The sequence below is a fragment of the Microbacterium sp. AC035 genome, assembly GCF_979258485.1.
Genome location: NZ_OZ409858.1, coordinates 236,160 through 255,782, shown reverse-complemented (window position 1 = coordinate 255,782; position 19,623 = coordinate 236,160). Strand labels below are relative to the sequence as shown.

The window sequence follows — 19,623 nt, the reverse complement described above, 5'->3', positions numbered from 1 at the left end:
GTGGGTGCGACCATCCTGCGGGATGCCGCTGGCGGCCACTCAGTCCCGCACGGCGCGGAACGCGTGCGTGACGTAGGGCAGCTCGATCGTGCCGTCGGCGACGCCGAGTTCGTCGAAGAGTCGGTCCATCTGCCGCAGGATCTCCTCGCGCTCTTCGGCGGGCGCGGCGATCAGGTAGCTGCGCGACAGCGCCATCTGGTGCAACTGCGTCCTGGTCATCGACCGCGTCCACTCCCAGCGCTCCGTCTCGACCTGGCCGAACGGCGCTTCGATGCGCGGCCCTGCGGTGCCAGGACCGTTCACCAGGTTCTCCGCCGGGCTGCTGTGCATGATGTCGGTCAAGCGGCGCACCCAGTCCGTTCGCTCATCGCGGATGTTCCAGATCAGCCCCAGCACTCCCCCGGTGCGGACGACCCGTCCGATCTCCGCGGACGCGGCGACCGGCTCGACCCAGTGCCATGCCTGGCCGAGAACGGCGGCATCGGCGCTCGCGTCGGGCAACGGCATCCGTTCGGCCGAACCCTGGAAGGTCGGGATCCCGGGGACGCTCTGGCGCAGGGCGGCGAGCATCTCGGGATCAGGGTCGACAGCGACGACCTCGGCATCCGGAGCCTGGGCCAGCACTCTGGTGAGCTTGCCCGTTCCCGCGCCGACGTCAACGATTCGGCGCGTTCCGTGCGGCATGCGCTCGAGCATCCACGCGACCGCCTCGAAGGGGTACTCGGGCCTTCCGGCCTCATAGTTCGCGGCCTCGGCGCCGAAGGATGTCGCTCGGTCGGTACTCATGTCGCCAGCCTACGGCGAGTCCTCCTGGGGCGTATCGGATGCCGGGAGAGAGTGGGGATGTGCCATTGGACTTCACCGCTATCGACTTCGAGACGGCGAATTCCAGCCCCGCCTCGGCGTGCTCCGTCGGCCTCGTGCGTGTGCGCGATGGCCGGATCGTCGCGACAGCCGGATGGCTGATCCGCCCGCCCGCAGGGCACGACGAGTTCCAGGAGTGGAACACGAAGATCCATGGCATCCGCGCGCACGACGTGCTCGACGCCGCCACATGGGCGGATCAGTTCGACCGCCTCTGCGCCTTCGCGGGCGCCGACGTGCTCGTGGCGCACAACGCTGGCTTCGACCTCAACGTGCTGCGCCGCGCGTCGGAAGCCACCGGCGGCGACTGCCCGCCGTATCGCTCGCTGTGCAGCCTGCAGGTGGCACGCAAGACCTACGACCTCGAGTCGTACCGGCTCCCGAAAGCCGCCGAGGCTGCCGGCTTCACCGGCTTCTCACACCACGACGCGCTCGCGGACGCGCTCGCCTGCGCACACATCATCATCGATGCCGCGCAGAGGAACGGTGCTTCCGACGTCTTCTCCCTGGCCGATGTGCTCAAGTTGCGGGTGACCGACCCGGTCGTCGCCACTCTGGAGCGCGCGGTCGCCTGAGTCGCACCGGACGAATGTCCGTGGCCGAGCACATCATGGAGCACATGGATGCTCTCACGCTCGTTCTCCTCCTGGCCGCGCTCGCGGCTGGCGCCACAATGGGGTGGTTCCTCCGCGGTTCGCGTGGTGCGGCAGATCTCGCCCGCACCGAGGCGGAGCTCGCAGCCGCCCGAGACGATCGCGACCGACAGTACGACCTGTACCGGGATGCCGTCGAGCACGCGCGACTCGAGCAGCGAGCCGAGGCACAGCGGGTGCAGCAGCAGAATGCGGTGCTCACGGCTCTCGCCCCCGTTCGCGAGAGCCTGCAACAGATGCAGCAGAAGGTCTCGGCGATCGAGCAGGAACGGCATGCGCAGTTCGGCTCCCTCGCGGAGCAGCTCAGACGAGCACAGGAGTCGGACGAGGCGCTGCGGTCGACGACGGAGTCGCTCGCCGGAGCGCTGCGGTCGACCGCCACGCGCGGCGTCTGGGGCGAGACTCAGCTGCGCCGCGTCGTGGAGGCGGCAGGACTGATCCGTCACGTCGACTTCGACCTGCAATCGACCATCTCGACGGACCGAGGTCAGGGCCGCCCTGACATGGTGATCCGCCTGGCCGGCGGCACGTCGATCGCGGTCGACGCGAAGGTGCCGCTCGACGCCTATCTCGAGGCTTCTGCGCTGCCGCTGGGAGACGCCCACGAGACCCAGCGGCGTGCGCATATGCAGAAGCATGTGAAGGCCGTGCGCGCCCATGTCGACGCACTCGCGAAGAAGGCGTATTGGTCGGGTCTCGACGCGAGCCCCGAGTTCGTCATCTGCTTCCTGCCGAGCGAGTCGCTCCTCGCGGCGGCCATCGACGAAGACCCGACGCTGTTGGACTACGCCTTCAGCAGGAAGGTGGCGCTCGCATCGCCCGTCAATCTCTGGGCGGTGCTCAAGACCGTGGCCTATAGCTGGACGCAGCAGGAGGTCTCGACCGAAGCACGCGCCCTTCTGAACTTGGGAACGCAGCTGTACGACCGGCTAGGAGTGCTCGCCGGTCACGCCGACGATCTGCGCCGTGCGCTCGAGCGCACGGTCGACAGCTACAACAGGTTCGCCGGCTCGCTCGAGAGCCGGGTGCTCGTGACTGCTCGGCAGTTCCCCGGGATCAGCGCGTCAACGCTCGACTCGGCCCCACCCGCCGTCACCGCACAGACTCGGCGCTTCACCGCACCAGAGCTCATGATCGACTCGGAGAAGGCTCTCCACCCGCAGCCGCATCACGCCGAGGACGCGCCCGCAGACACGGACTCGTCGCTTCAGGCAGACGTCGGAGATGTCCGCTCTCGTCTCGGCTACGAAGTGCCGGCGCAGACGGGGTCGGGCTTCCTGCCGGTCGAGCCCGACGAGACTCGGAACTGAGGTCAGGCGACGCCCGGCACGCCGCTGAGCAGAAGGATGACGAGGCCGCTGGTCACGACGAAAGCGCCGATCATCCACCAGGAGCTGACTTCATGCCCCTCATCGAGGCGCTTTCGGAACAGCACGTCAGCGCGGCGAGCGGGGTCTGTGACAGCGGTCTTGACCACGGTCGGCGCCGGAGCACCCGTTGGAAGAGGCACACCTGCCTCATCGACGTTGATCCGCATGATTCGACCGGTGGGCGTCGTCACGATCTTGGTCGGCGCGGCCTTGGAACCATTCGTGTGCTGCGTTGTCATCGGTCTGCCCTCCTGTGCCTGCGGTGCCTGGCGGCTCCGTCGACGGCGACAAATCCAGTGACAATTGTGACACGGACGCGCGAGAAACCTCGGCTCGGCGCTGCGCACGGCGGTACCGGGTCGGTAACGATGACCGACTCGCTCAGGTCCCGGCGCTCAGAGCCACTTCGAGACGAGGTGCTCCGAGGCGATCCTCCGGAGGGTCCCCGATGCGCCGCGCAGCACGACGCTCTCGGTGTAGATGTACCCACCCTCTCGGCGAACCCCGGCCACGAGCTGACCATCCGTGACGCCCGTTGCGACGAAGATCGTGTTGTCCCCGCGCACGAGGTCGTTGGCTTCGTAGACCTTGTCCATGTCGAGGCCGGCATCGATGCCGCGCTGGCGCTCATCGTCGTCGCGAGGCCAGAGCCGCCCCTGGATGTGCCCGCCGAGCGCCTTGATGGCACACGCCGTGACGATTCCCTCAGGGCTGCCTCCGACGCCCACGCACATGTCGGTGCGGGCGGCGTGACGCGCAGCGTTGATGCCACCGGCGACGTCACCGTCGCTCATCAGTCGCGTGCCGGCGCCGGCATCCCGGATCTCCTGGATCAGCTGCTCATGACGCGGGCGGTTCAGCACCGATACGACGATCTCGTCGACCGGCTTTCCGAGAGCTCCCGCGAGCTTGCGGATGTTCTCGCCGATCGGAAGGCGGATGTCGACCACTCCGACGCCGGCGGGGCCCGTGACGAGCTTGTCCATGTAGAAGACGCTGGAGGCGTCGAGCATCGATCCACGATCGGACACCGCGATGACGGAGAGCGCGTTCTGACGCCCCGCCGCGGTCAGCGACGTGCCGTCGATCGGGTCGACCGCGATGTCGCACTCCGGGCCACTGCCTGTGCCGACCTCTTCACCGTTGAAGAGCATCGGCGCGTTGTCCTTCTCGCCCTCGCCGATCACGACCCGCCCCTGGAAGGCCACGGTCCCGAGGAAGGCCCGCATGGCATCGACGGCCGCGCCGTCGGCCGCTTCCTTCGCCCCACGACCGATGAAGGGGACAGCACGGATCGCGGCCGCCTCAGTGGCCCGCACCAACTCCATCGCGAGGTTTCGATCGGGACGAAGAGGGCTCAGATCCGCTGTAAGACTAACCATGCGGTCAGCCTAATCATCTGACGGGTCTGAAACGCCTGTTTTCGACCTGGCGCCAGTGAAGGAAGTGCGATTCTTAACGTGGGCGCAGGAGGAGGTGGTCGGACGGCCGGCTCCGACAGCATCCGCCAGTCAGCCCCGATAGAGTGACTGCTGTCCCGGCTTCCCAAATTGCAGGAGTTCTCATGCCCGTCGCCACCCCGGATCAGTACGCCGAAATGCTCGACCGCGCGAAGGCCGGCGGCTTCGCGTACCCGGCTTTCAACGTCTCCAGCTCGCAGACGATCAACTCGGTCCTCCAGGGCCTGACCGAGGCAGGTTCCGACGGAATCATCCAGGTCACCACCGGTGGAGCGGACTACTTCGCCGGCCACACGGTCAAGGCACGCGCGACCGGCGCACTCGCCTTCGCCCGCTTCGCGACCGAGGTCGCGAAGAACTACCCGATCACCGTCGCGCTGCACACCGACCACTGCCCGAAGGATGCCCTCGCCGGATTCGTCGAGCCGCTGATCTCCGCCTCCGAAGACGAGGTCAAGGCCGGGCGCAACCCGATCTTCCAGTCGCACATGTGGGACGGCTCGGCTGTCCCCCTCGCGGAGAACATCGAGATCGCCAAGGATCTCCTCCCCCGCATGAAGAACATCAACGCGATCCTCGAGGTCGAGATCGGTGTCGTCGGCGGCGAGGAAGACGGCGTGGCGCACGAGGGATCCAACGACGCGCTCTACACGACCTTCGCCGACGTCGACCAGGCCGTGCAGGCGCTCGGCCTCGGCGAGCAGGGTCGCTACATCGCCGCTCTCACGTTCGGCAACGTCCACGGTGTGTACAAGCCGGGTGGAGTGAAGCTGCGCCCCGAGCTCCTCGGCGAGATCCAGCAGCAGGTCGCCGCGAAGTACAACACCGGCGCGAAGCCGCTCGACCTCGTCTTCCACGGCGGCTCGGGATCGACCGACGACGAGATCGCCCTCGCCGTGGCCAACGGCGTCATCAAGATGAACATCGACACCGACACGCAGTACGCGTACACCCGGGCGATCGCCGACTACATGTTCAAGAACTACGACGGCGTCCTGAAGGTCGACGGCGAGGTCGGCAACAAGAAGCAGTACGACCCGCGCGCCTGGGGCAAGATCGCCGAGACGGCCATGGCCGCTCGCGTCGTCGAGTCCACGCGCCAGCTGGGCTCATACGGACAGTCGCGGAGCTGATCCAGCCCGAGAACAAGAGATGCCCCCGGCCGAACGGCCGGGGGCATCTCTTGTTTCACACGGTCATTGACCCGCCGTCTTGGCGACGAAGTCGATGAAGGCCGGGTCGTTCATCAGTGGAATCGCAGCGCACACAGACGCCACGAGCAGAGTGACGGCCGCGCCGGCCAGCGGAACCCACCACGAGAGCTTGCCGGTGCGCAGGCGGCGGATCGACAGGAAAGCGGTGAGCGACCAGCCCACGGCGAGCACGATCGCCGCGACCGTGCCCCAGATCCTGCCCTCAGCGAAGTTGGTGAACTCGCCGTCCACGCCGAGAACCGTCATCATCTGATTCATCGCGGTGGAGAAGTCGAGGTACGACAGCCCTGTCATCACGACGTTGATCAGCCCGTAGGCGAGCAGTGCGATGGTCACGAAGCGATCGACGGGACGCGGACGAGCCGCTGCCGAGGCGGAAGGGACTCGGTCGCCGCGAGCGGGCACGCTCTCGGTCGCGCTCATCTCCACAGCCTGCACCTCACCCAGCGGCGGCAGTCCTGCTGCTCTCCGCTGCTCTTCGAGGGTCGCGATTTCGCCGTACTGGGGACGCTGATCGGTCATTCGGCCATGGTATCCGCCCGGTCGATGCACGACTCACAGACTGCAGGCCCGAAAGAATGGCGGCCCCGGAGGAGTGGGGACTCCTCGGGGCCGCGGACTCGGAACGCTGGGGACGCTCGTCATCCAAGTGGGTCGAGGAACGCTGGGGACGTTCCACCACCGGTAGCGCCGATTGCACAGACGACTACAACTCACATGTTAGGGAAAACGCGTGCCCGAGCACCAGGGGCACTTCTTCAGATAGTGAAGAAGCACCGGACGGGCGACGCGTGCTGCGTCAGATCGACGTCGCGAGACGGGCTGCGCCGCCGCCAAGAGCATCCGCCCCCAACTGCACCGACAACCGTCGCGCCACGAGCTTGAGCTTCCCGACGAGGCCGCGATCGAAGCGCGGGTGTCCCACCGGAAGCGAGACGGCGAGTGAGGCTCTGACGTTCGGGGCGATCACGGGAACGGCGACGCAGGTGTTGCCGATGGCATACTCCTCGCGGTCCACGGCGAATCCCGGAGAGCGGTCGAGCTCCGCGAGCAGCGAACGCCGGTCACTGATCGTGCGAGACGTGAGTTCCTCCAGCGGATGCCGAGAGAGATAGTCGGCGCGCTCCTCTCCGCTCAGATCGCTGAGGATCTGCTTGCCGAGCGCCGTGGCATGCGCGCTCGAGTCGAGACCGACCCACAGATCGAGCCGAGGACTGCGCGTGGCCTCCACGATGTCGATGAGGTGCACTTCGCCGTCCTGATATCGAGACAGGTATGCGGAAGCGCCCACCTCGTCGGCGGTCTGACGCAGCGCCGCTCGGACGTGCGCGAAGAACACGCCCCCGGCGTCGGACTGCATCCGGAACGCGGGGAAGTTCTCGCCGAGGACCAGACCGTCCGGCTCGCTCACGAGGTATCCCTCATGCACCAGCGTGCGCACGAGGTTGTAGGTCGTGCCCGGGGTGAGGCCGGTTCGCATGGCGAGAGTCTTGACCGGCACCGGGCGCGGAGAGTTCGCGACCATGTCGACGAGTCGGAGTGCACGCTGGACCGAGCCGATCAGCGTCGGTGCCGCCTCTGTGGCGGCCACCGTCAGGCGTTCCCGCTGGAAGAACGGCCCCCCAGCGCACGCGCGTCGCGCTGGCCCGCAGCATCCTGCCGCAGTTCCTTCGGCAGCGAGAACATCAGGTCCTCCTCCGCCGTCTTGACCTCTTCGACGTCGCGGTAGCCGGCGCCGTCGAGCGCCTCCAGCACCTCGTGCACGAGGACCTCGGGAACGGAGGCGCCGCTGGTGACGCCCACCGTGACGACGCCGTCGAGCCACTCCTGCTTGACCTCTTCGGCGTAGTCCACGCGGTAGGCGGCCTTGGCACCGTACTCGAGTGCGACCTCGACCAGGCGCACGGAGTTGGAGGAGTTCGCCGACCCGACGACGATCACGAGATCGGCGTTCGCGGCGACCTTCTTGATCGCGACCTGGCGGTTCTGGGTCGCGTAGCAGATGTCATCCGACGGCGGATTGTGCATCTCGGGGAACCGAGCCCGCAGGCGATTCACCGTCTCCATGGTCTCGTCTACCGAGAGCGTGGTCTGCGAGAGCCAGACGACCTTCGACGGATCCTTCACCTGCACGGTGTCGGCTTCGGCCGGGGAGTTCACGATGGTCACGTGCTCGGGGGCTTCCCCGGCCGTGCCCTCGACCTCCTCGTGCCCCTCGTGGCCGATGAGCAGGATCTCGAAGTCGTCGCGGGCGAACCGGACGGCCTCGCGGTGCACCTTGGTGACCAGCGGACAGGTCGCGTCGATCGCGTGGAGTCCGCGATCGGATGCCGCCTCGACGACAGCTGGCGAGACGCCATGCGCGCTGAAGACGACATGAGCGCCCTCGGGAACCTCGTCGACCTCCTCGACGAAGATCGCGCCCTTGTCTTGGAGCTCGGTCACCACGTGGATGTTGTGCACGATCTGCTTGCGCACGTAGACGGGAGCGCCGTAGCGCTCGAGGGCCTTCTCGACGGCGACCACCGCGCGATCCACCCCGGCGCAGTACCCCCGCGGAGCGGCGAGCAGAACACGCTTGTTCCCGACGACCGGGTTATCCTGAAGCCGCCCGGCCGCGCCACGTACTCGTGGAACGCGCGGAAGGGGCAGATGTACGGCAGTCGAGGTCACTCTTGAATTCTACCGTCGACAACCTGAGCAGGAGCGGGAAGGTGCACTGAGCGGATGACGGTCTTCGAAGCCACGACGAGCCCCGGCGAGTCCCCGCCGGCGGATGCGGTCGCTCCGCGCGACTCGTCGGCCGACGCTCCCACCTCGGTCGCGCGCCTGAACGGCACGATCCGCGACTTCGTGGCCCGCTGGAACACCGTGTGGGTCGAAGGCGAGATCACCTCCTGGAACGTGCGCGGCGGCAACATCTTCGCGCGCCTCAAGGACACGCGATCCGACGCGCAGATCTCGATCCGGATCTGGTCGAGCGTCCGCCCGCGGATCCCCGGCGATCTGGCCGTGGGCGACCACGTCGTCGCGGCGGTCAAGGCCGACTACTTCGTCAAAGCCGGCGACTTCAGCTTCGCCGTGTCCGCGATGAAGCACGTCGGTCTTGGCGATCAGCTCGAGAAGCTCGAGAAGCTCCGCCTGCAGCTGCGTCGGGAGGGCCTTTTCGACCCCTCCCGCAAGAAGCGCCTGCCCTTCCTCCCCCACGTGATCGGACTGATCACCGGCGAGAAGTCCGATGCCGAGAAGGACGTGCACCGCAACGCGGAGCTGCGCTGGCCCCAGGTGCGGTTCCGCACCGAGTACGCCGCCGTGCAGGGCGACCGGTGCGTGCCGGAGACCCTCGCCGCATTGGCACGTCTCGATGCCGACCCCGATGTCGATGTGATCGTCATCGCCCGAGGTGGCGGTGATCCGCAGACGCTTCTCGGGTTCAGCGACGAGCGTCTCGTGAGGGCCGTGGCGGCTGCGTCCACTCCGATCGTCAGCGCGATCGGGCACGAGAACGATCACCCGTTGCTCGACGACGTCGCTGATCTGCGCGCATCGACTCCCACGGACGCCGCGAAACGCGTCGTCCCCGATGTCAGCGAGCAGAGGGCTCTGATCGCGCAGCTGCGCTCGAGAGCGACGACCAGACTGACGCAGCGGCTCTCGCACGACATCGCGCAACTCGAGCAGCTGCGCTCGCGCCCCTCTCTGCGCTCCCCCGATCCGATCATCGAGTCGCGATCTCAGGACGTGTGGTTGCTGCTCTCGCGCGGCCGCGACACGATCAGGCGCCAGCATGATGCAGCCGGTCGCGCGACCAGCGAGCTACGGGCCTCACTGCGGGCGCTCTCTCCTGCAGCCACGTTGTCGCGCGGCTACGCGATCGCCCATCTCGACGGCGGAGTGATCCTCCGCGACGCCGCGGACGCGCCGGCCGGCAGCGGCCTGACGATCACAGTCGACCGCGGCTCGATCGCGGCGCGCTCCGAGGGTGAGATCGAGGAAGCACCGGTGCCTCGTTCCGGCTGAGCGCGCCCTGCGCACGGCGTAGGATGGAGGCGTGAGTGCGCTGAATGACACCCCCGTGGACACGCTGTCATTCGAGGCCGCTCGAGATGAGCTCGTGAAGGTCGTCTCCGAACTCGAACAGGGCGCTCCGACCCTCGAGCAGTCGCTCGCGCTCTGGGAGCGCGGCGAGGCCCTCGCCGCTCGCTGCGAGGAATGGCTGCTCGGCGCGAAGCGTCGCCTCGAGGCCGCGCGCGCCACGTCGACCGGCACCGCCGAGGGAGACGAATCGTGAGCAAGCAGGCTCCCATCGTCGCCGAGCTCGGGCGTCCGGAGACGCCCGACGAGACAGCCGCACGCAAGGCCGCCTCGAGCAAGGCCTACCGCTCGAGCCAGACCGTGCGCAGCCTGGTGGCCGCGCTGATCGTCACACTCGCCATCGTCGCGGTGATCGTGCTGGCCGTTCCCCGCGGAGAACCTGCGACCACGCAGAAGATCGACGTGGTCGGCATCGCCGCCGACGTGGAGTCCACCATGGATCGCCCCGTGATCGTGCCCGATCTGGCGGACTTCTGGCGGGTCAACACCGCAGAGCTCACGAGCGGCGCCACCGTGGTCTGGGACGTCACTCTGGCACCATCCGCGGAGGACGAGCGCGGATTCATCAAGCTCGCGCAGGCCTTCGACGCCGACTCCTCCTGGGCCCCTCAGCGTCTCAACGGCACCGCCCCCACCGACACGACGTCGATCGGCGGCCTGGACTGGGATGTCTACGACCTCGGCGATGCCGGCGCGAAGCAGAACATCACCTATGCGATCGGCACCCAGGCGGGTGACGACTACCTGTTGCTCTACGGTTCGCGTTCCGCAGACTCCACCGCGGAACTCGCGGAGTCTCTCGTCCCCCAGATCCGCGACCTCTCGGAGTGAACATGACCCACGCGCTCACCCCCGCTGCTGCCTGGAAGCAGATGCAGGACGGCAATCAGCGATTCGTCGATGACGCACCCCGGCATCCGAATCAGGATGTGGCTCGCCGCAAGCACCTCGCCGCCGCGCAGCATCCTGTCGCGACCCTGTTCGGCTGCTCCGACTCGCGCCTCGCCGCTGAGATCATCTTCGACCTCGGACTCGGCGACCTGTTCGTCGTGCGCAACGCCGGCCAGGTGATCGGCGAGTCCATCGTCGCGAGCCTCGAATATGCGGTCGCCGTGCTGAACGTGCCCCTGATCGTCGTCCTCGCACATGACTCATGCGGCGCCGTGCGTGCCGCCATCGACGGAACGGCCATCGACGCCGCTCCCCTGCCCCCGCACATCTGGAAGCTCATCGCCCCGATCGTCCCGGCGGCCCGCAAGGTGCTGGCCGAGAGCGGCGGCACCACGGTCGACGAGATCGACGCGGAGCTCGTCGGCGAGGAGCACCTGCGCAACACGGTCCGGGACCTGCTGCAGTCGTCCGAGGTGATCTCGCAGGCTGTCTCCGACGGCCGTCTGGGCATCGTCGGCGCCAACTACCGTCTGGCCGAGGGCACAGCGGTGCCCGTCATCACGGTCGGAATCGACACAGACGGAAACGACACCGAGGGGCACGGCCCCGCAACCAAGGAGGGTTCGGAATGACCGACCAGCACAGCGGCGCAGACGCGCAGGGGTACCGCATCGAGCACGACACCATGGGCGAGGTGCGGGTGCCCGTGAACGCGCTCTACGGAGCACAGACGCAGCGCGCCGTCGAGAACTTCCCCATCTCGGGCAAGGGCCTCGAATCCACGCAGATCGCTGCGCTCGCACGCATCAAGAAGGCTGCCGCGCTCGCGAACAAGGAGCTGGGCACCCTCGACGGCGCCATCGCCGACGCGATCGCCCAGGCGGCCGACCAGGTCGCCTCCGGCGCTCACGACGGCGAGTTCCCGGTCGACACGTACCAGACGGGCTCGGGCACGTCGTCGAACATGAACATGAACGAGGTGCTCGCCACTCTCGCGACGCGGATCCTCGGTGCGAATGTGCACCCGAACGACCACGTGAACGCCTCGCAATCGTCGAACGACGTGTTCCCCACCTCCGTGCACATCGCCGTCACGCAGGCACTCATCGACACGCTCATCCCCGCGCTCGACCACCTCGCCGTCGCCTTCGAGGCGAAGGCCGAGCTGTGGAAGGACGCGGTGAAGTCCGGCCGCACGCACCTCATGGACGCCACCCCGGTCACCCTCGGCCAGGAATTCGGCGGCTACGCCCGTCAGATGCGTCTCGGCATCGAGCGCGTGCAGTCCGCACTTCCTCGCGTGGCAGAGGTCCCTCTCGGCGGCACCGCCACCGGCACCGGCATCAACACTCCGCTCGGCTTCCCGCAGAAGGTCATCGAGCTGCTCGCAGCCGAGACCGAGCTGCCGATCACGGAGGCGAAGGACCACTTCGAGGCTCAGGCCAACCGCGACGGACTCGTCGAGGCGTCGGGCGCGCTGCGCACGATCGCGGTCTCGCTGACCAAGATCAACAACGACCTGCGGTGGATGGGCTCGGGCCCCAACACGGGTCTCGGCGAGCTGCACATCCCCGATCTGCAGCCCGGATCGTCGATCATGCCCGGCAAGGTCAACCCGGTCGTCCCCGAAGCTGTGCTCATGGTGTGCGCCCGAGTGATCGGCAACGATGCGACCGTCGCGTGGGCCGGCGCCTCCGGCTCGTTCGAGCTCAACGTCGCCATCCCGGTCATGGGCACGGCCGTGCTCGAGTCGATCCGACTGCTCGCGAACGCCTCGCGCGTGCTCGCCGACAAGACCGTCGACGGACTGCAGGCGAACCTCGACCGCGCCGCGGCCTTCGCCGGCATGAGCCCGTCGATCGTCACCCCGCTCAACAAGCTCATCGGCTACGAGGCGGCGGCGAAGATCGCCAAGCACTCGGTCGCGAAGGGCATCACGGTGCGCGACGCGGTCATCGACCTCGGCTACGTCGAGCGCGGCGACCTGACGCTCGAGCAGCTCGACGAGAAGCTCGACCTGCTGTCGATGACCCACCCCGGTTGATCATCGGTCGCTGACACACGGATGCCGCAGGGACCGAGTCCCTGCGGCATCCGTCGTCTCCGGCCCCTGTCGCCCGGCGTCCGACCGTTCGCCCGTTCTGCACACGACGTCCCGTCCTGCACACTGATGCACGGCGCATGGTCGCTGTGCGTGACGGGCTGTGCAGCCTGGGACGAGTCACTCAACCTCCACCCCTCCTCTTTCCGGCTCGGTTGTCCACTCATCGCGGCTTCGCGTCGGGGAGCGTCGCCGAGCAGGCGGCAGGGTGGTCGTCATGCTCTCTGCACCCGACACCATTCAGCGACTCGGCGGCATCGCGCGCGGTTCCCGGCTCGAGGGTCTCGGGTTCGACCGACGCACGCTGTCACGCAGGGTCGATTCCGGGGAGATCGAGCGGCTGCGCCCCGGCGTCTTCGCGTCAGGTCCAGTACCGGACGACGTGCGCACAGCTGTCATGCACGGGGGTGCCACCACCTGTGTGACCGTACTCCGAGCGCACGAAATCTGGACGTTGCCCACGGCACTCGCCGTGCACGTCTGGCTCGGTCCCGGCCGTCATGGCCATCAGCATCCCGACTGCACCTGCGTCATCCACTACTACCGGGGGACTCGCCCTCTCTCTACGGCCTCTCTCGCCGTCGCGCTCGTGCACTTCCGACGATGCGCCGGCGACGAAGCGTTCTTCGCGGCCTACGAGTCTGCCTGGCGACTCGGCAAGCTCTCGAAGGCTGCACGTGGACAGGTGCGAGCTGCGCTCCCCCAGAACGCGCGCTGGCTCGTCGATATCGCACGGTCGGATGCGGACAGCGGTCTGGAGTCGTTGCTGCGGTTGAGACTGCATCTCCTCGGGATCAGGCTTGACTGCCAGGTGACGATCGACGGAGTCGGGCGCGTCGACTTCGTCATCGACAGGCGACTGATCCTCGAAGCAGACGGCAAGTCGAATCACGACGATGCCTCACATCGGCACAAGGATCTGGTGCGAGACTCGGCGGCCTCGGCTCGAGGTTACGAGACGCTGCGATTCGATTACGCGCAGATCGTGCACAACTGGGCGGAGGTCCAGAAGGCCATCCTCGCCGCGATTCACCGTTCGTCGACGCGGGACTGACATCCGCGATTCCACCGCACCGAAGTCTGCGTTACGAATTGCACACGATGCCCCAGATCGCACACCTTTCGACAAGATCGATGTGCACACCGCGGCAACGTGTGCAGATCGGCGCATCCGTCGTCTCCGGCCCCTCAGCAGCAGCGGGCGCCCGGGTCGGTGTCCTGCTGGGCATAGTGCGCACGCCAGAACTCTCGTTCTGTGAGCGGCTCTCGCTCGGGATGCCGTTCCCGCTCGTGCGCGACGTAGGACGTGTACCGCGACTGTCCCGTCACGCCGTTCACGTACCAGGCGACCATCTGCCAGGCCCGCCGAACATGGTCGGTCACCACGGCAGCCATCAGTGCCCCCTCGTCGGCTGGACGGACGAGGGCTGTGCGTTCCACTGCTTCTCGACCGCCCGTTCTTCCGACGACGCTATGAGACCGGCGGGTGCGAAGCGGCGCGACGGCACCTCCGGGTCCTCGTGGTCGATGACAGGGCCGGGACGCACGGCCTGGATGACCTTGATGAGCGAGATGGTGATGACGATCACCGACAGCACGAGGAACGTCACCGACAGGATGCCCTGGATCATCGTGTTGCGCACGACCGCTTCCATCGCCGCGACGCTGGTGGCCGTGCCGAACGACGTCTCTCCCGCTGCGAGAGCATCTCTGAACGCGACATGATTCGCGAAATAGCCGACCTGCGGCACGCTCGAGAAGATCTTCTGCAGCGAGGCAGTGACCGTCACGACCGTGACGAACGCCAGAGGCAGGGCGACCACCCACAGGACCTTGAACGTGCGTCTGCGCGCCACGATGGTGAGCACCACCGCGAGGGCGATGGCCGCCAGCAGCTGGTTCGCGATGCCGAACAGCGGGAACAGGGTGTTGATACCGCCGAGCGGATCTGTGACGCCCATGATGAGCACCGCGCCCCACCCCGCGACCATCACCGCCGTGCAGATCCACGCGCCCACTCGCCACGAAGTGTCCTTGAAGCGGGGGATGACGTTGCCCACCGAGTCCTGCAGCATGAAGCGCGCGACGCGGGTGCCGGCATCCACCGCCGTCAGGATGAACAGCGCCTCGAACATGATGGCGAAGTGATACCAGAACGCCATCATCCCGGTGCCGCCGATCCACTGCTGCATGATGTGCGCGAGGCCGAGGGCCAGCGTCGGTGCGCCGCCGGTGCGGGAGACGATCGACTCCTCCCCCACCGCCTCGGCCGTGCTCGTGAGCATCTCCGGTGTCAGATTCACTCCGGTCAGGCCGAGACCGTTGACGAACGCCACCGCGCCCTCGACGGTGCCGAGTGTCGCGGCCGGCGACGAGTTCATCGCGAAGTACAGCCCTCGGTCGATCGAGATCGCCGCCACGAGGGCCATGATCGCCACGAAGGACTCCATGAGCATCCCGCCGTAGCCGATGAAGCGGGTCTGCTTCTCCTTCTCGATCATCTTCGGCGTCGTGCCCGACGCGATGAGCGCATGGAATCCGCTCAGCGCCCCGCAGGCGATCGTCACGAAGAGGAACGGGAAGAGCGCCCCTGCCCAGACGGGGCCGGTCTCCCCCGAGGCGAACTCGCTGAAGGCCGGGACGGTGATCTCTGGCCGCACGAACAGGATCGCGACGGCGAGCGCCACGATGACACCGATCTTCATGAACGTCGAGAGGTAGTCGCGCGGGGCGAGCAGCATCCATACGGGCAGCACCGCGGCGATGAAGCCGTAGATGATGATGCCCCAGGCGATCGTCGTCCGGTCGAGCGTGAAGATCGCCTGGCCCCAATCGGTCTCCGCGACCATGCCGCCGCCGATGATCGCGGCCATCAGCAGCACGAAGCCGATGATAGACACCTCGGTGATCTTGCCAGGGCGGATCCACCGGAGATAGGCGCCCATGAACAGGGCGATCGGGATCGTCATCGCCACGGAGAACACGCCCCAGGGGCTTTCGCCGAGGGCGTTCACGACCACGAGCGCGAGGATCGCCGTGATGATGATCATGATGAGGAGCGTCGCGATGATCGCGGCGGTGCCGCCGAATCGGCCCAGCTCGTCGCGGGCCATCTGCCCGAGCGAACGCCCTCCTCGCCGCATCGAGAAGAACATCACGAGGTAGTCCTGCACGGCACCGGCCAACACGACTCCGACGATGATCCAGATCGTGCCCGGAAGGTAGCCCATCTGCGCGGCCAGCACCGGACCGACGAGCGGGCCGGCACCGGCGATGGCGGCGAAGTGGTGACCGAACAGCACTCGACGATCCGTGGCGACGTAGTCCTTGCCGTCTGCCTTGTATTCGGCGGGGGTCGCCCGCCGGTCGTTCGGCCTGACCAGGTTGCGCTCGATGAACTTCGAGTAGAAGCGGTAGAACACGAGGTAGGTGCAGACCGCCGCGAACACGAACCAGATCGCGTTCACCGTCTCTCCTCTGACGATCGCGAGCATCGTCCAGGCGATACCACCGAGCAGCGCGATCGCCACCCAGAGCACGACCTTCAGCGGTGTCCATCGCGGCTTCTCATCCACTGCTACGGGCGGCAGCCGGTCGTCTTCTACGGTCTTCGTCGTCTCACTCATCGCGCATCACTCCATCGTCTGCGGTCGGTGCCACGAGCGTATGCCGACGTCTGCGCAGACGGAAGCGAATCGCCGACGCATCCTCCGGAATACACGACAGCGGATGCCGTGAGACCACGGCATCCGCTGTCGGAGGGTCAGCTCAGCTGAGCTCGCCTCCCTCCAGAAGCTCTGTCACGAGGGCCGCGATGGCCGAGCGCTCGGACCGCATCAGGGTCACGTGGGCGAAGAGGTCGTGCCCCTTGAGAGTCTCGATCACGCTGGCGATGCCGTCGTGGCGGCCGACGCGGAGATTGTCACGCTGACCGACGTCGTGGGTCAGGATCACTCGGGAGTTCTGCCCCATGCGGCTGAGGACCGTCAGCAGCACATTGCGCTCGAGGGACTGCGCCTCATCGACGATCACGAACGCGTCGTGCAGCGAACGGCCGCGGATGTGCGTGAGCGGAAGCACCTCGAGGATGCCCCGTTCGACGATCTCCTCCATGACGTTGCCGGAGACCACCGAGCCGAGTGTGTCGAAGACGGCCTGCCCCCACGGCCCCATCTTCTCGCCCTGGTCACCGGGCAGGTAGCCGAGTTCCTGACCCCCGACGGCGAACAGCGGCCGGAACACGATGATCTTCTTCTGCTGCTGTCGCTCGAGCACCGCCTCGAGACCGGCGCAGAGCGCCAGGGCCGACTTTCCGGTGCCCGCGCGCCCGCCGAGTGAGACGATCCCGATATCGGGATCGGTGAGAAGGTCGATCGCGATCCGCTGTTCGGCGGAGCGCCCGTGCATGCCGAAGATGTCGCGATCGCCACGCACGAGCTTGTACTCGCCGTCACCGGTGACCCTGCCGAGCGCGGATCCGCGCTCGGAGTGGATGATGAGTCCGGTGTTGACCGCCAGGCCTCTGGCGTCTTCGCTGATGCCGACCTCACTCTCGTACAGGTCGCTGATCTCATCGCCCGACAGGTCGAGCGTGGTGATGCCCGTCCACCCGGAGTCGACGGCCTGCTCGGCGAGATACTCCTCTGCACGAAGGCCGAGGGATGCGGCCTTGACCCGCATCGGAAGATCCTTCGAGACGATCGTGACGTCCTGACCGTCCTGCGCGAGGTTCATGGCGACGGAGAGGATGCGGGTGTCGTTGTCGCTGAGTCGGATCCCGGCCGGGAGCACCGAGGCATCGGTGTTGGCGAGCTCGACGCGGAGCGTGCCACCCTCCCCGACCTCGACCGGGAAGTCCAGACGCCCGTGCTCGACACGAAGGTCGTCGAGATGACGCAGCGCCTGACGGGCGAAGTAGCCGATCTCGGGGTCATGGCGTTTGCCCTCGAGCTCGGTGATGACCACGACCGGAACGACCACCGAATGCTCGGCGAACCGGAAGAAGGCCTGCGGATCACTCAGCAGGACGGACGTGTCGAGCACATAGGTCCGGAGATCCTGATCAGGATCAGCGGACGCTGCTCGCGTCGTCGTCTTACGGGTGGACTGCTGCGCGGTGCCTGTCGACTGCTGCGCTGTACGTGAGGTCACGACCCACTCCCGACCCGGGGAATCCCGGTTGTTCGAACGAGTCGACCAGGGGGTCACGAGTCGTCAACCTGAGGCCGACCCGACGGGCACCTTGCCCGATGCCTAGAAGCTACGACCAGGTGCCGACATTCGCTCGGCTCGACACGCCACCAGTTCGTTACGTGTTGATTAACGAGTCGTGACCGACCGTCTGCGAGGGGCGGATCAGCGACCGAAGCGCCGATCGCGATCGGCGAAGTCGCGGATCGCTCGGAGGAAGTCGACCTGGCGCAGATCGGGTCCGAGCGCCTCGACGAAGTAGAACTCGCTGTGGGCGCTCTGCCACAGCAGGAAATCGCTCAGCCGTTGCTCCCCGCTCGTGCGGATGACGAGATCGGGATCCGGCTGCCCACCGGTGTAGAGATGCTCGCCGATCATCTCGGGCGTGAGATGCGCGGCGAGGTCTTCGATGGTGCCGCCCGAAGCCTGGTGCGCGGTCACGATGCTGCGCACGGCGTCGACGATCTCGTTGCGGCCGCCGTAGCCGACTGCGAGATTGACGTGCAGTCCCGTGTGGTCGCGCGTGCGTTCCTGCGCGTCGTCGAGCACCCTCGCGAGCTCCGCAGGCAGGATGTCGGAGCGGCCGACGTGCTTCACTCGCCAATTGCCTTCGCGCGACAGGGCCTCGGCGAGCTCCGCGATGATCTCGATCAGGTCGGCGAGCTCGGCGGAGTCGCGCTTGAGCAGGTTGTCGCTCGACAGCAGATAGAGCGACACGACGCGGATGCCGAGCTCGTCGCACCATCCGAGGAACTCCCGCATCTTCGCGGCACCGGCACGATGGCCCTCCGCCGGGGTCTCGTAACCCAGCTGACGCGCCCATCGTCGGTTGCCGTCGATCATCATCGCGACGTGATGCGGCACCGACTCCGGGTCGAGGTGTCGGCGAAGCCTGCTGGTGTAGAGCCGGTACAGCGGCCCCCGCCCCTGAACATCGCGTGACATCACCTCCCTACGCTATCGTGCCGACGCCGTAGCGACACGGACTGACGCTCAGGTTGTGCACGCACCCGGGCCTGACCACCCGCCTAAAATGAGGGCGTGAGCACACCCGACTCCTCGGTACCCGACGTTCCCCAGCTGCCTCTCATGGACGAGGCCGCGCACGACGCCGCCGTCGAGATCAAGCCCACGTGGCGCGGATGGATCCACGCGGCGACGTTCCCGATCGCGCTGGTCGCCGGCGTGGTGCTGATCATCGTCGCGCAGGGCGGCGCCGCCAAATGGGCCGCAGCCGTGTTCATGGCGTCGTCGCTGCTGCTGTTCGGCAACTCGGCGCTCTACCACCGGTTCGACTGGAGCCCGAAGGTCAGGATGACCCTCAAGCGGATCGACCACGCGAACATCCTGCTTCTGATCGCCGGCACGTACACCCCACTCGCCGTCCTCGCACTGCCCCCGGGGAAGGGGGCACTGCTTCTCGTCTTCGTCTGGACGGGTGCGCTGATCGGCATCCTGTTCCGGGTGTTCTGGATCAACGCCCCGCGATGGCTCTACGTAGCGCTCTACCTGCTCCTCGGATGGGCGGCGGTGATGTACCTCGCCGACCTCTTCGTCGCGAACGCGACGATGATGGTCCTCGTCATCGTCGGCGGGCTGCTCTACACCGGCGGTGCGATCGTCTACGCGCTCAAGAAGCCGAATCCGTGGCCCGGCCGTTTCGGCTTCCACGAGATCTTCCACGTGTGCACGGTTCTCGCGTTCCTGTGCCATTGGTTCGCATGTCTGCTCATCGCCCTGGCACCGCTGTCCCCGTCACTCGGGGCCTGAACCGCTCCGTGCGGC

Annotated in this window: 20 protein-coding genes; 10 read left to right on the top strand and 10 right to left on the bottom strand. The window is 67.2% G+C overall.

Annotated elements, in window-relative coordinates:
* Positions 1-39 precede the first annotated feature (39 nt).
* Complete coding sequence (locus tag ACZ0AA_RS01160; protein WP_463511912.1) at positions 40-786, bottom strand: class I SAM-dependent methyltransferase; 747 nt, start codon at positions 784-786, stop codon at positions 40-42.
* A 59-nt stretch (positions 787-845) separates the two neighbouring features.
* Between ACZ0AA_RS01160 and ACZ0AA_RS01155 the strand changes: the two genes are divergently transcribed.
* Positions 846-1,439: an exonuclease domain-containing protein gene (locus tag ACZ0AA_RS01155; RefSeq protein ID WP_463511911.1), complete on the top strand. Its 594-nt coding sequence runs from the start codon at positions 846-848 to the stop codon at positions 1,437-1,439.
* A 44-nt stretch (positions 1,440-1,483) separates the two neighbouring features.
* On the top strand, positions 1,484-2,827 hold the full coding sequence (locus ACZ0AA_RS01150) for a DNA recombination protein RmuC (RefSeq protein WP_463513809.1): 1,344 nt from the start codon (positions 1,484-1,486) through the stop codon (positions 2,825-2,827).
* A gap of 2 nt (positions 2,828-2,829) precedes the next feature.
* Here the strand turns inward: ACZ0AA_RS01150 and ACZ0AA_RS01145 are convergent, their stop codons facing one another.
* Together ACZ0AA_RS01145 and glpX are read right to left on the bottom strand one after the other, a co-directional pair.
* Positions 2,830-3,126 (bottom strand): hypothetical protein, encoded by a 297-nt coding sequence (locus ACZ0AA_RS01145; protein WP_400861407.1) that lies wholly within the window; start codon positions 3,124-3,126, stop codon positions 2,830-2,832.
* Between the two features lie 156 nt (positions 3,127-3,282).
* Positions 3,283-4,269: a class II fructose-bisphosphatase gene (gene glpX / locus ACZ0AA_RS01140; protein WP_400861410.1), complete on the bottom strand. Its 987-nt coding sequence runs from the start codon at positions 4,267-4,269 to the stop codon at positions 3,283-3,285.
* Positions 4,270-4,451: 182 nt separating this feature from the next.
* On the opposite strand from glpX, the gene fbaA reads away from it, so the two are divergent.
* Positions 4,452-5,480 carry a class II fructose-bisphosphate aldolase gene (fbaA, locus tag ACZ0AA_RS01135; protein WP_400861413.1) on the top strand — a complete coding sequence of 343 codons (1,029 nt, stop codon included), beginning with the start codon at positions 4,452-4,454 and terminating at the stop codon, positions 5,478-5,480.
* A 63-nt stretch (positions 5,481-5,543) separates the two neighbouring features.
* On the opposite strand, the gene ACZ0AA_RS01130 is transcribed toward fbaA, so the two are convergent.
* The 3 genes from ACZ0AA_RS01130 to ACZ0AA_RS01120 all read right to left on the bottom strand — a co-directional run bounded on the left by ACZ0AA_RS01130 (position 5,544) and on the right by ACZ0AA_RS01120 (position 8,213).
* The gene (locus ACZ0AA_RS01130) at positions 5,544-6,083 is read right to left on the bottom strand and encodes a DUF6264 family protein (protein ID WP_400861416.1); all 540 of its coding nucleotides are present in this window, start codon (positions 6,081-6,083) and stop codon (positions 5,544-5,546) included.
* Between the two features lie 277 nt (positions 6,084-6,360).
* Positions 6,361-7,152, bottom strand: coding sequence for an IclR family transcriptional regulator (locus ACZ0AA_RS01125; protein ID WP_463511910.1), 792 nt, complete (start codon positions 7,150-7,152; stop codon positions 6,361-6,363).
* Positions 7,153-7,154: 2 nt separating this feature from the next.
* Positions 7,155-8,213 (bottom strand): 4-hydroxy-3-methylbut-2-enyl diphosphate reductase, encoded by a 1,059-nt coding sequence (locus tag ACZ0AA_RS01120; protein ID WP_463513808.1) that lies wholly within the window; start codon positions 8,211-8,213, stop codon positions 7,155-7,157.
* A 75-nt stretch (positions 8,214-8,288) separates the two neighbouring features.
* Here ACZ0AA_RS01120 and xseA point away from each other — a divergent pair, with 75 nt between their 5' ends.
* The 6 genes from xseA (at position 8,289) to ACZ0AA_RS01090 (ending at position 13,702) form a co-directional block, all read left to right on the top strand.
* Entirely contained in the window at positions 8,289-9,581 is a 1,293-nt protein-coding gene (gene xseA, locus ACZ0AA_RS01115; protein ID WP_463511909.1) for an exodeoxyribonuclease VII large subunit, read from the top strand.
* A 31-nt stretch (positions 9,582-9,612) separates the two neighbouring features.
* Complete coding sequence (locus tag ACZ0AA_RS01110; protein ID WP_042542048.1) at positions 9,613-9,852, top strand: exodeoxyribonuclease VII small subunit; 240 nt, start codon at positions 9,613-9,615, stop codon at positions 9,850-9,852.
* Positions 9,849-10,487: a DUF4245 family protein gene (locus ACZ0AA_RS01105; RefSeq protein WP_463511908.1), complete on the top strand. Its 639-nt coding sequence runs from the start codon at positions 9,849-9,851 to the stop codon at positions 10,485-10,487. The genes ACZ0AA_RS01110 and ACZ0AA_RS01105 overlap by 4 nt, the downstream gene beginning before the upstream one ends.
* Before the next feature lie 2 nt (positions 10,488-10,489).
* Positions 10,490-11,179: a carbonic anhydrase gene (locus ACZ0AA_RS01100; RefSeq protein ID WP_400861429.1), complete on the top strand. Its 690-nt coding sequence runs from the start codon at positions 10,490-10,492 to the stop codon at positions 11,177-11,179.
* Positions 11,176-12,591, top strand: coding sequence for a class II fumarate hydratase (locus ACZ0AA_RS01095; RefSeq protein WP_463511907.1), 1,416 nt, complete (start codon positions 11,176-11,178; stop codon positions 12,589-12,591). The genes ACZ0AA_RS01100 and ACZ0AA_RS01095 overlap by 4 nt, the downstream gene beginning before the upstream one ends.
* A gap of 274 nt (positions 12,592-12,865) precedes the next feature.
* Complete coding sequence (locus ACZ0AA_RS01090; protein WP_463511906.1) at positions 12,866-13,702, top strand: DUF559 domain-containing protein; 837 nt, start codon at positions 12,866-12,868, stop codon at positions 13,700-13,702.
* 134 nt (positions 13,703-13,836) lie between these two features.
* Here the strand turns inward: ACZ0AA_RS01090 and ACZ0AA_RS01085 are convergent, their stop codons facing one another.
* From ACZ0AA_RS01085 to ACZ0AA_RS01070, 4 genes are all read right to left on the bottom strand, one after another.
* On the bottom strand, positions 13,837-14,043 hold the full coding sequence (locus ACZ0AA_RS01085) for a YbdD/YjiX family protein (RefSeq protein WP_463511905.1): 207 nt from the start codon (positions 14,041-14,043) through the stop codon (positions 13,837-13,839).
* Entirely contained in the window at positions 14,043-16,274 is a 2,232-nt protein-coding gene (locus tag ACZ0AA_RS01080; protein WP_463511904.1) for a carbon starvation CstA family protein, read from the bottom strand. The genes ACZ0AA_RS01085 and ACZ0AA_RS01080 overlap by 1 nt, the downstream gene beginning before the upstream one ends.
* A gap of 142 nt (positions 16,275-16,416) precedes the next feature.
* Complete coding sequence (locus ACZ0AA_RS01075; protein ID WP_400861442.1) at positions 16,417-17,799, bottom strand: PhoH family protein; 1,383 nt, start codon at positions 17,797-17,799, stop codon at positions 16,417-16,419.
* A gap of 204 nt (positions 17,800-18,003) precedes the next feature.
* Positions 18,004-18,783, bottom strand: a complete 780-nt coding sequence (locus ACZ0AA_RS01070; protein WP_400864629.1) for an isoprenyl transferase — start codon at positions 18,781-18,783, stop codon at positions 18,004-18,006.
* Positions 18,784-18,927: 144 nt separating this feature from the next.
* Here ACZ0AA_RS01070 and trhA point away from each other — a divergent pair, with 144 nt between their 5' ends.
* On the top strand, positions 18,928-19,608 hold the full coding sequence (gene trhA, locus ACZ0AA_RS01065) for a PAQR family membrane homeostasis protein TrhA (protein WP_463513807.1): 681 nt from the start codon (positions 18,928-18,930) through the stop codon (positions 19,606-19,608).
* Positions 19,609-19,623: the final 15 nt, after the last annotated feature.

What these genes read in the sequence shown, in the direction of transcription:
- ACZ0AA_RS01145 (WP_400861407.1), bottom strand. Translation starts at nt 3,126, where the DNA reads ATGACAACGCAGCACACGAATGGTTCCAAGGCCGCGCCGACCAAGATC.
- ACZ0AA_RS01095 (WP_463511907.1), top strand. Translation starts at nt 11,176, where the DNA reads ATGACCGACCAGCACAGCGGCGCAGACGCGCAGGGGTACCGCATCGAG.
- ACZ0AA_RS01070 (WP_400864629.1), bottom strand. Translation starts at nt 18,783, where the DNA reads ATGTCACGCGATGTTCAGGGGCGGGGGCCGCTGTACCGGCTCTACACC.
- ACZ0AA_RS01085 (WP_463511905.1), bottom strand. Translation starts at nt 14,043, where the DNA reads ATGGCTGCCGTGGTGACCGACCATGTTCGGCGGGCCTGGCAGATGGTC.
- trhA (WP_463513807.1), top strand. Translation starts at nt 18,928, where the DNA reads ATGGACGAGGCCGCGCACGACGCCGCCGTCGAGATCAAGCCCACGTGG.
- glpX (WP_400861410.1), bottom strand. Translation starts at nt 4,269, where the DNA reads ATGGTTAGTCTTACAGCGGATCTGAGCCCTCTTCGTCCCGATCGAAAC.
- xseA (WP_463511909.1), top strand. Translation starts at nt 8,289, where the DNA reads ATGACGGTCTTCGAAGCCACGACGAGCCCCGGCGAGTCCCCGCCGGCG.
- ACZ0AA_RS01100 (WP_400861429.1), top strand. Translation starts at nt 10,490, where the DNA reads ATGACCCACGCGCTCACCCCCGCTGCTGCCTGGAAGCAGATGCAGGAC.
- ACZ0AA_RS01090 (WP_463511906.1), top strand. Translation starts at nt 12,866, where the DNA reads ATGCTCTCTGCACCCGACACCATTCAGCGACTCGGCGGCATCGCGCGC.
- fbaA (WP_400861413.1), top strand. Translation starts at nt 4,452, where the DNA reads ATGCCCGTCGCCACCCCGGATCAGTACGCCGAAATGCTCGACCGCGCG.
- ACZ0AA_RS01130 (WP_400861416.1), bottom strand. Translation starts at nt 6,083, where the DNA reads ATGACCGATCAGCGTCCCCAGTACGGCGAAATCGCGACCCTCGAAGAG.
- ACZ0AA_RS01080 (WP_463511904.1), bottom strand. Translation starts at nt 16,274, where the DNA reads ATGAGTGAGACGACGAAGACCGTAGAAGACGACCGGCTGCCGCCCGTA.
- ACZ0AA_RS01150 (WP_463513809.1), top strand. Translation starts at nt 1,484, where the DNA reads ATGGATGCTCTCACGCTCGTTCTCCTCCTGGCCGCGCTCGCGGCTGGC.
- ACZ0AA_RS01160 (WP_463511912.1), bottom strand. Translation starts at nt 786, where the DNA reads ATGAGTACCGACCGAGCGACATCCTTCGGCGCCGAGGCCGCGAACTAT.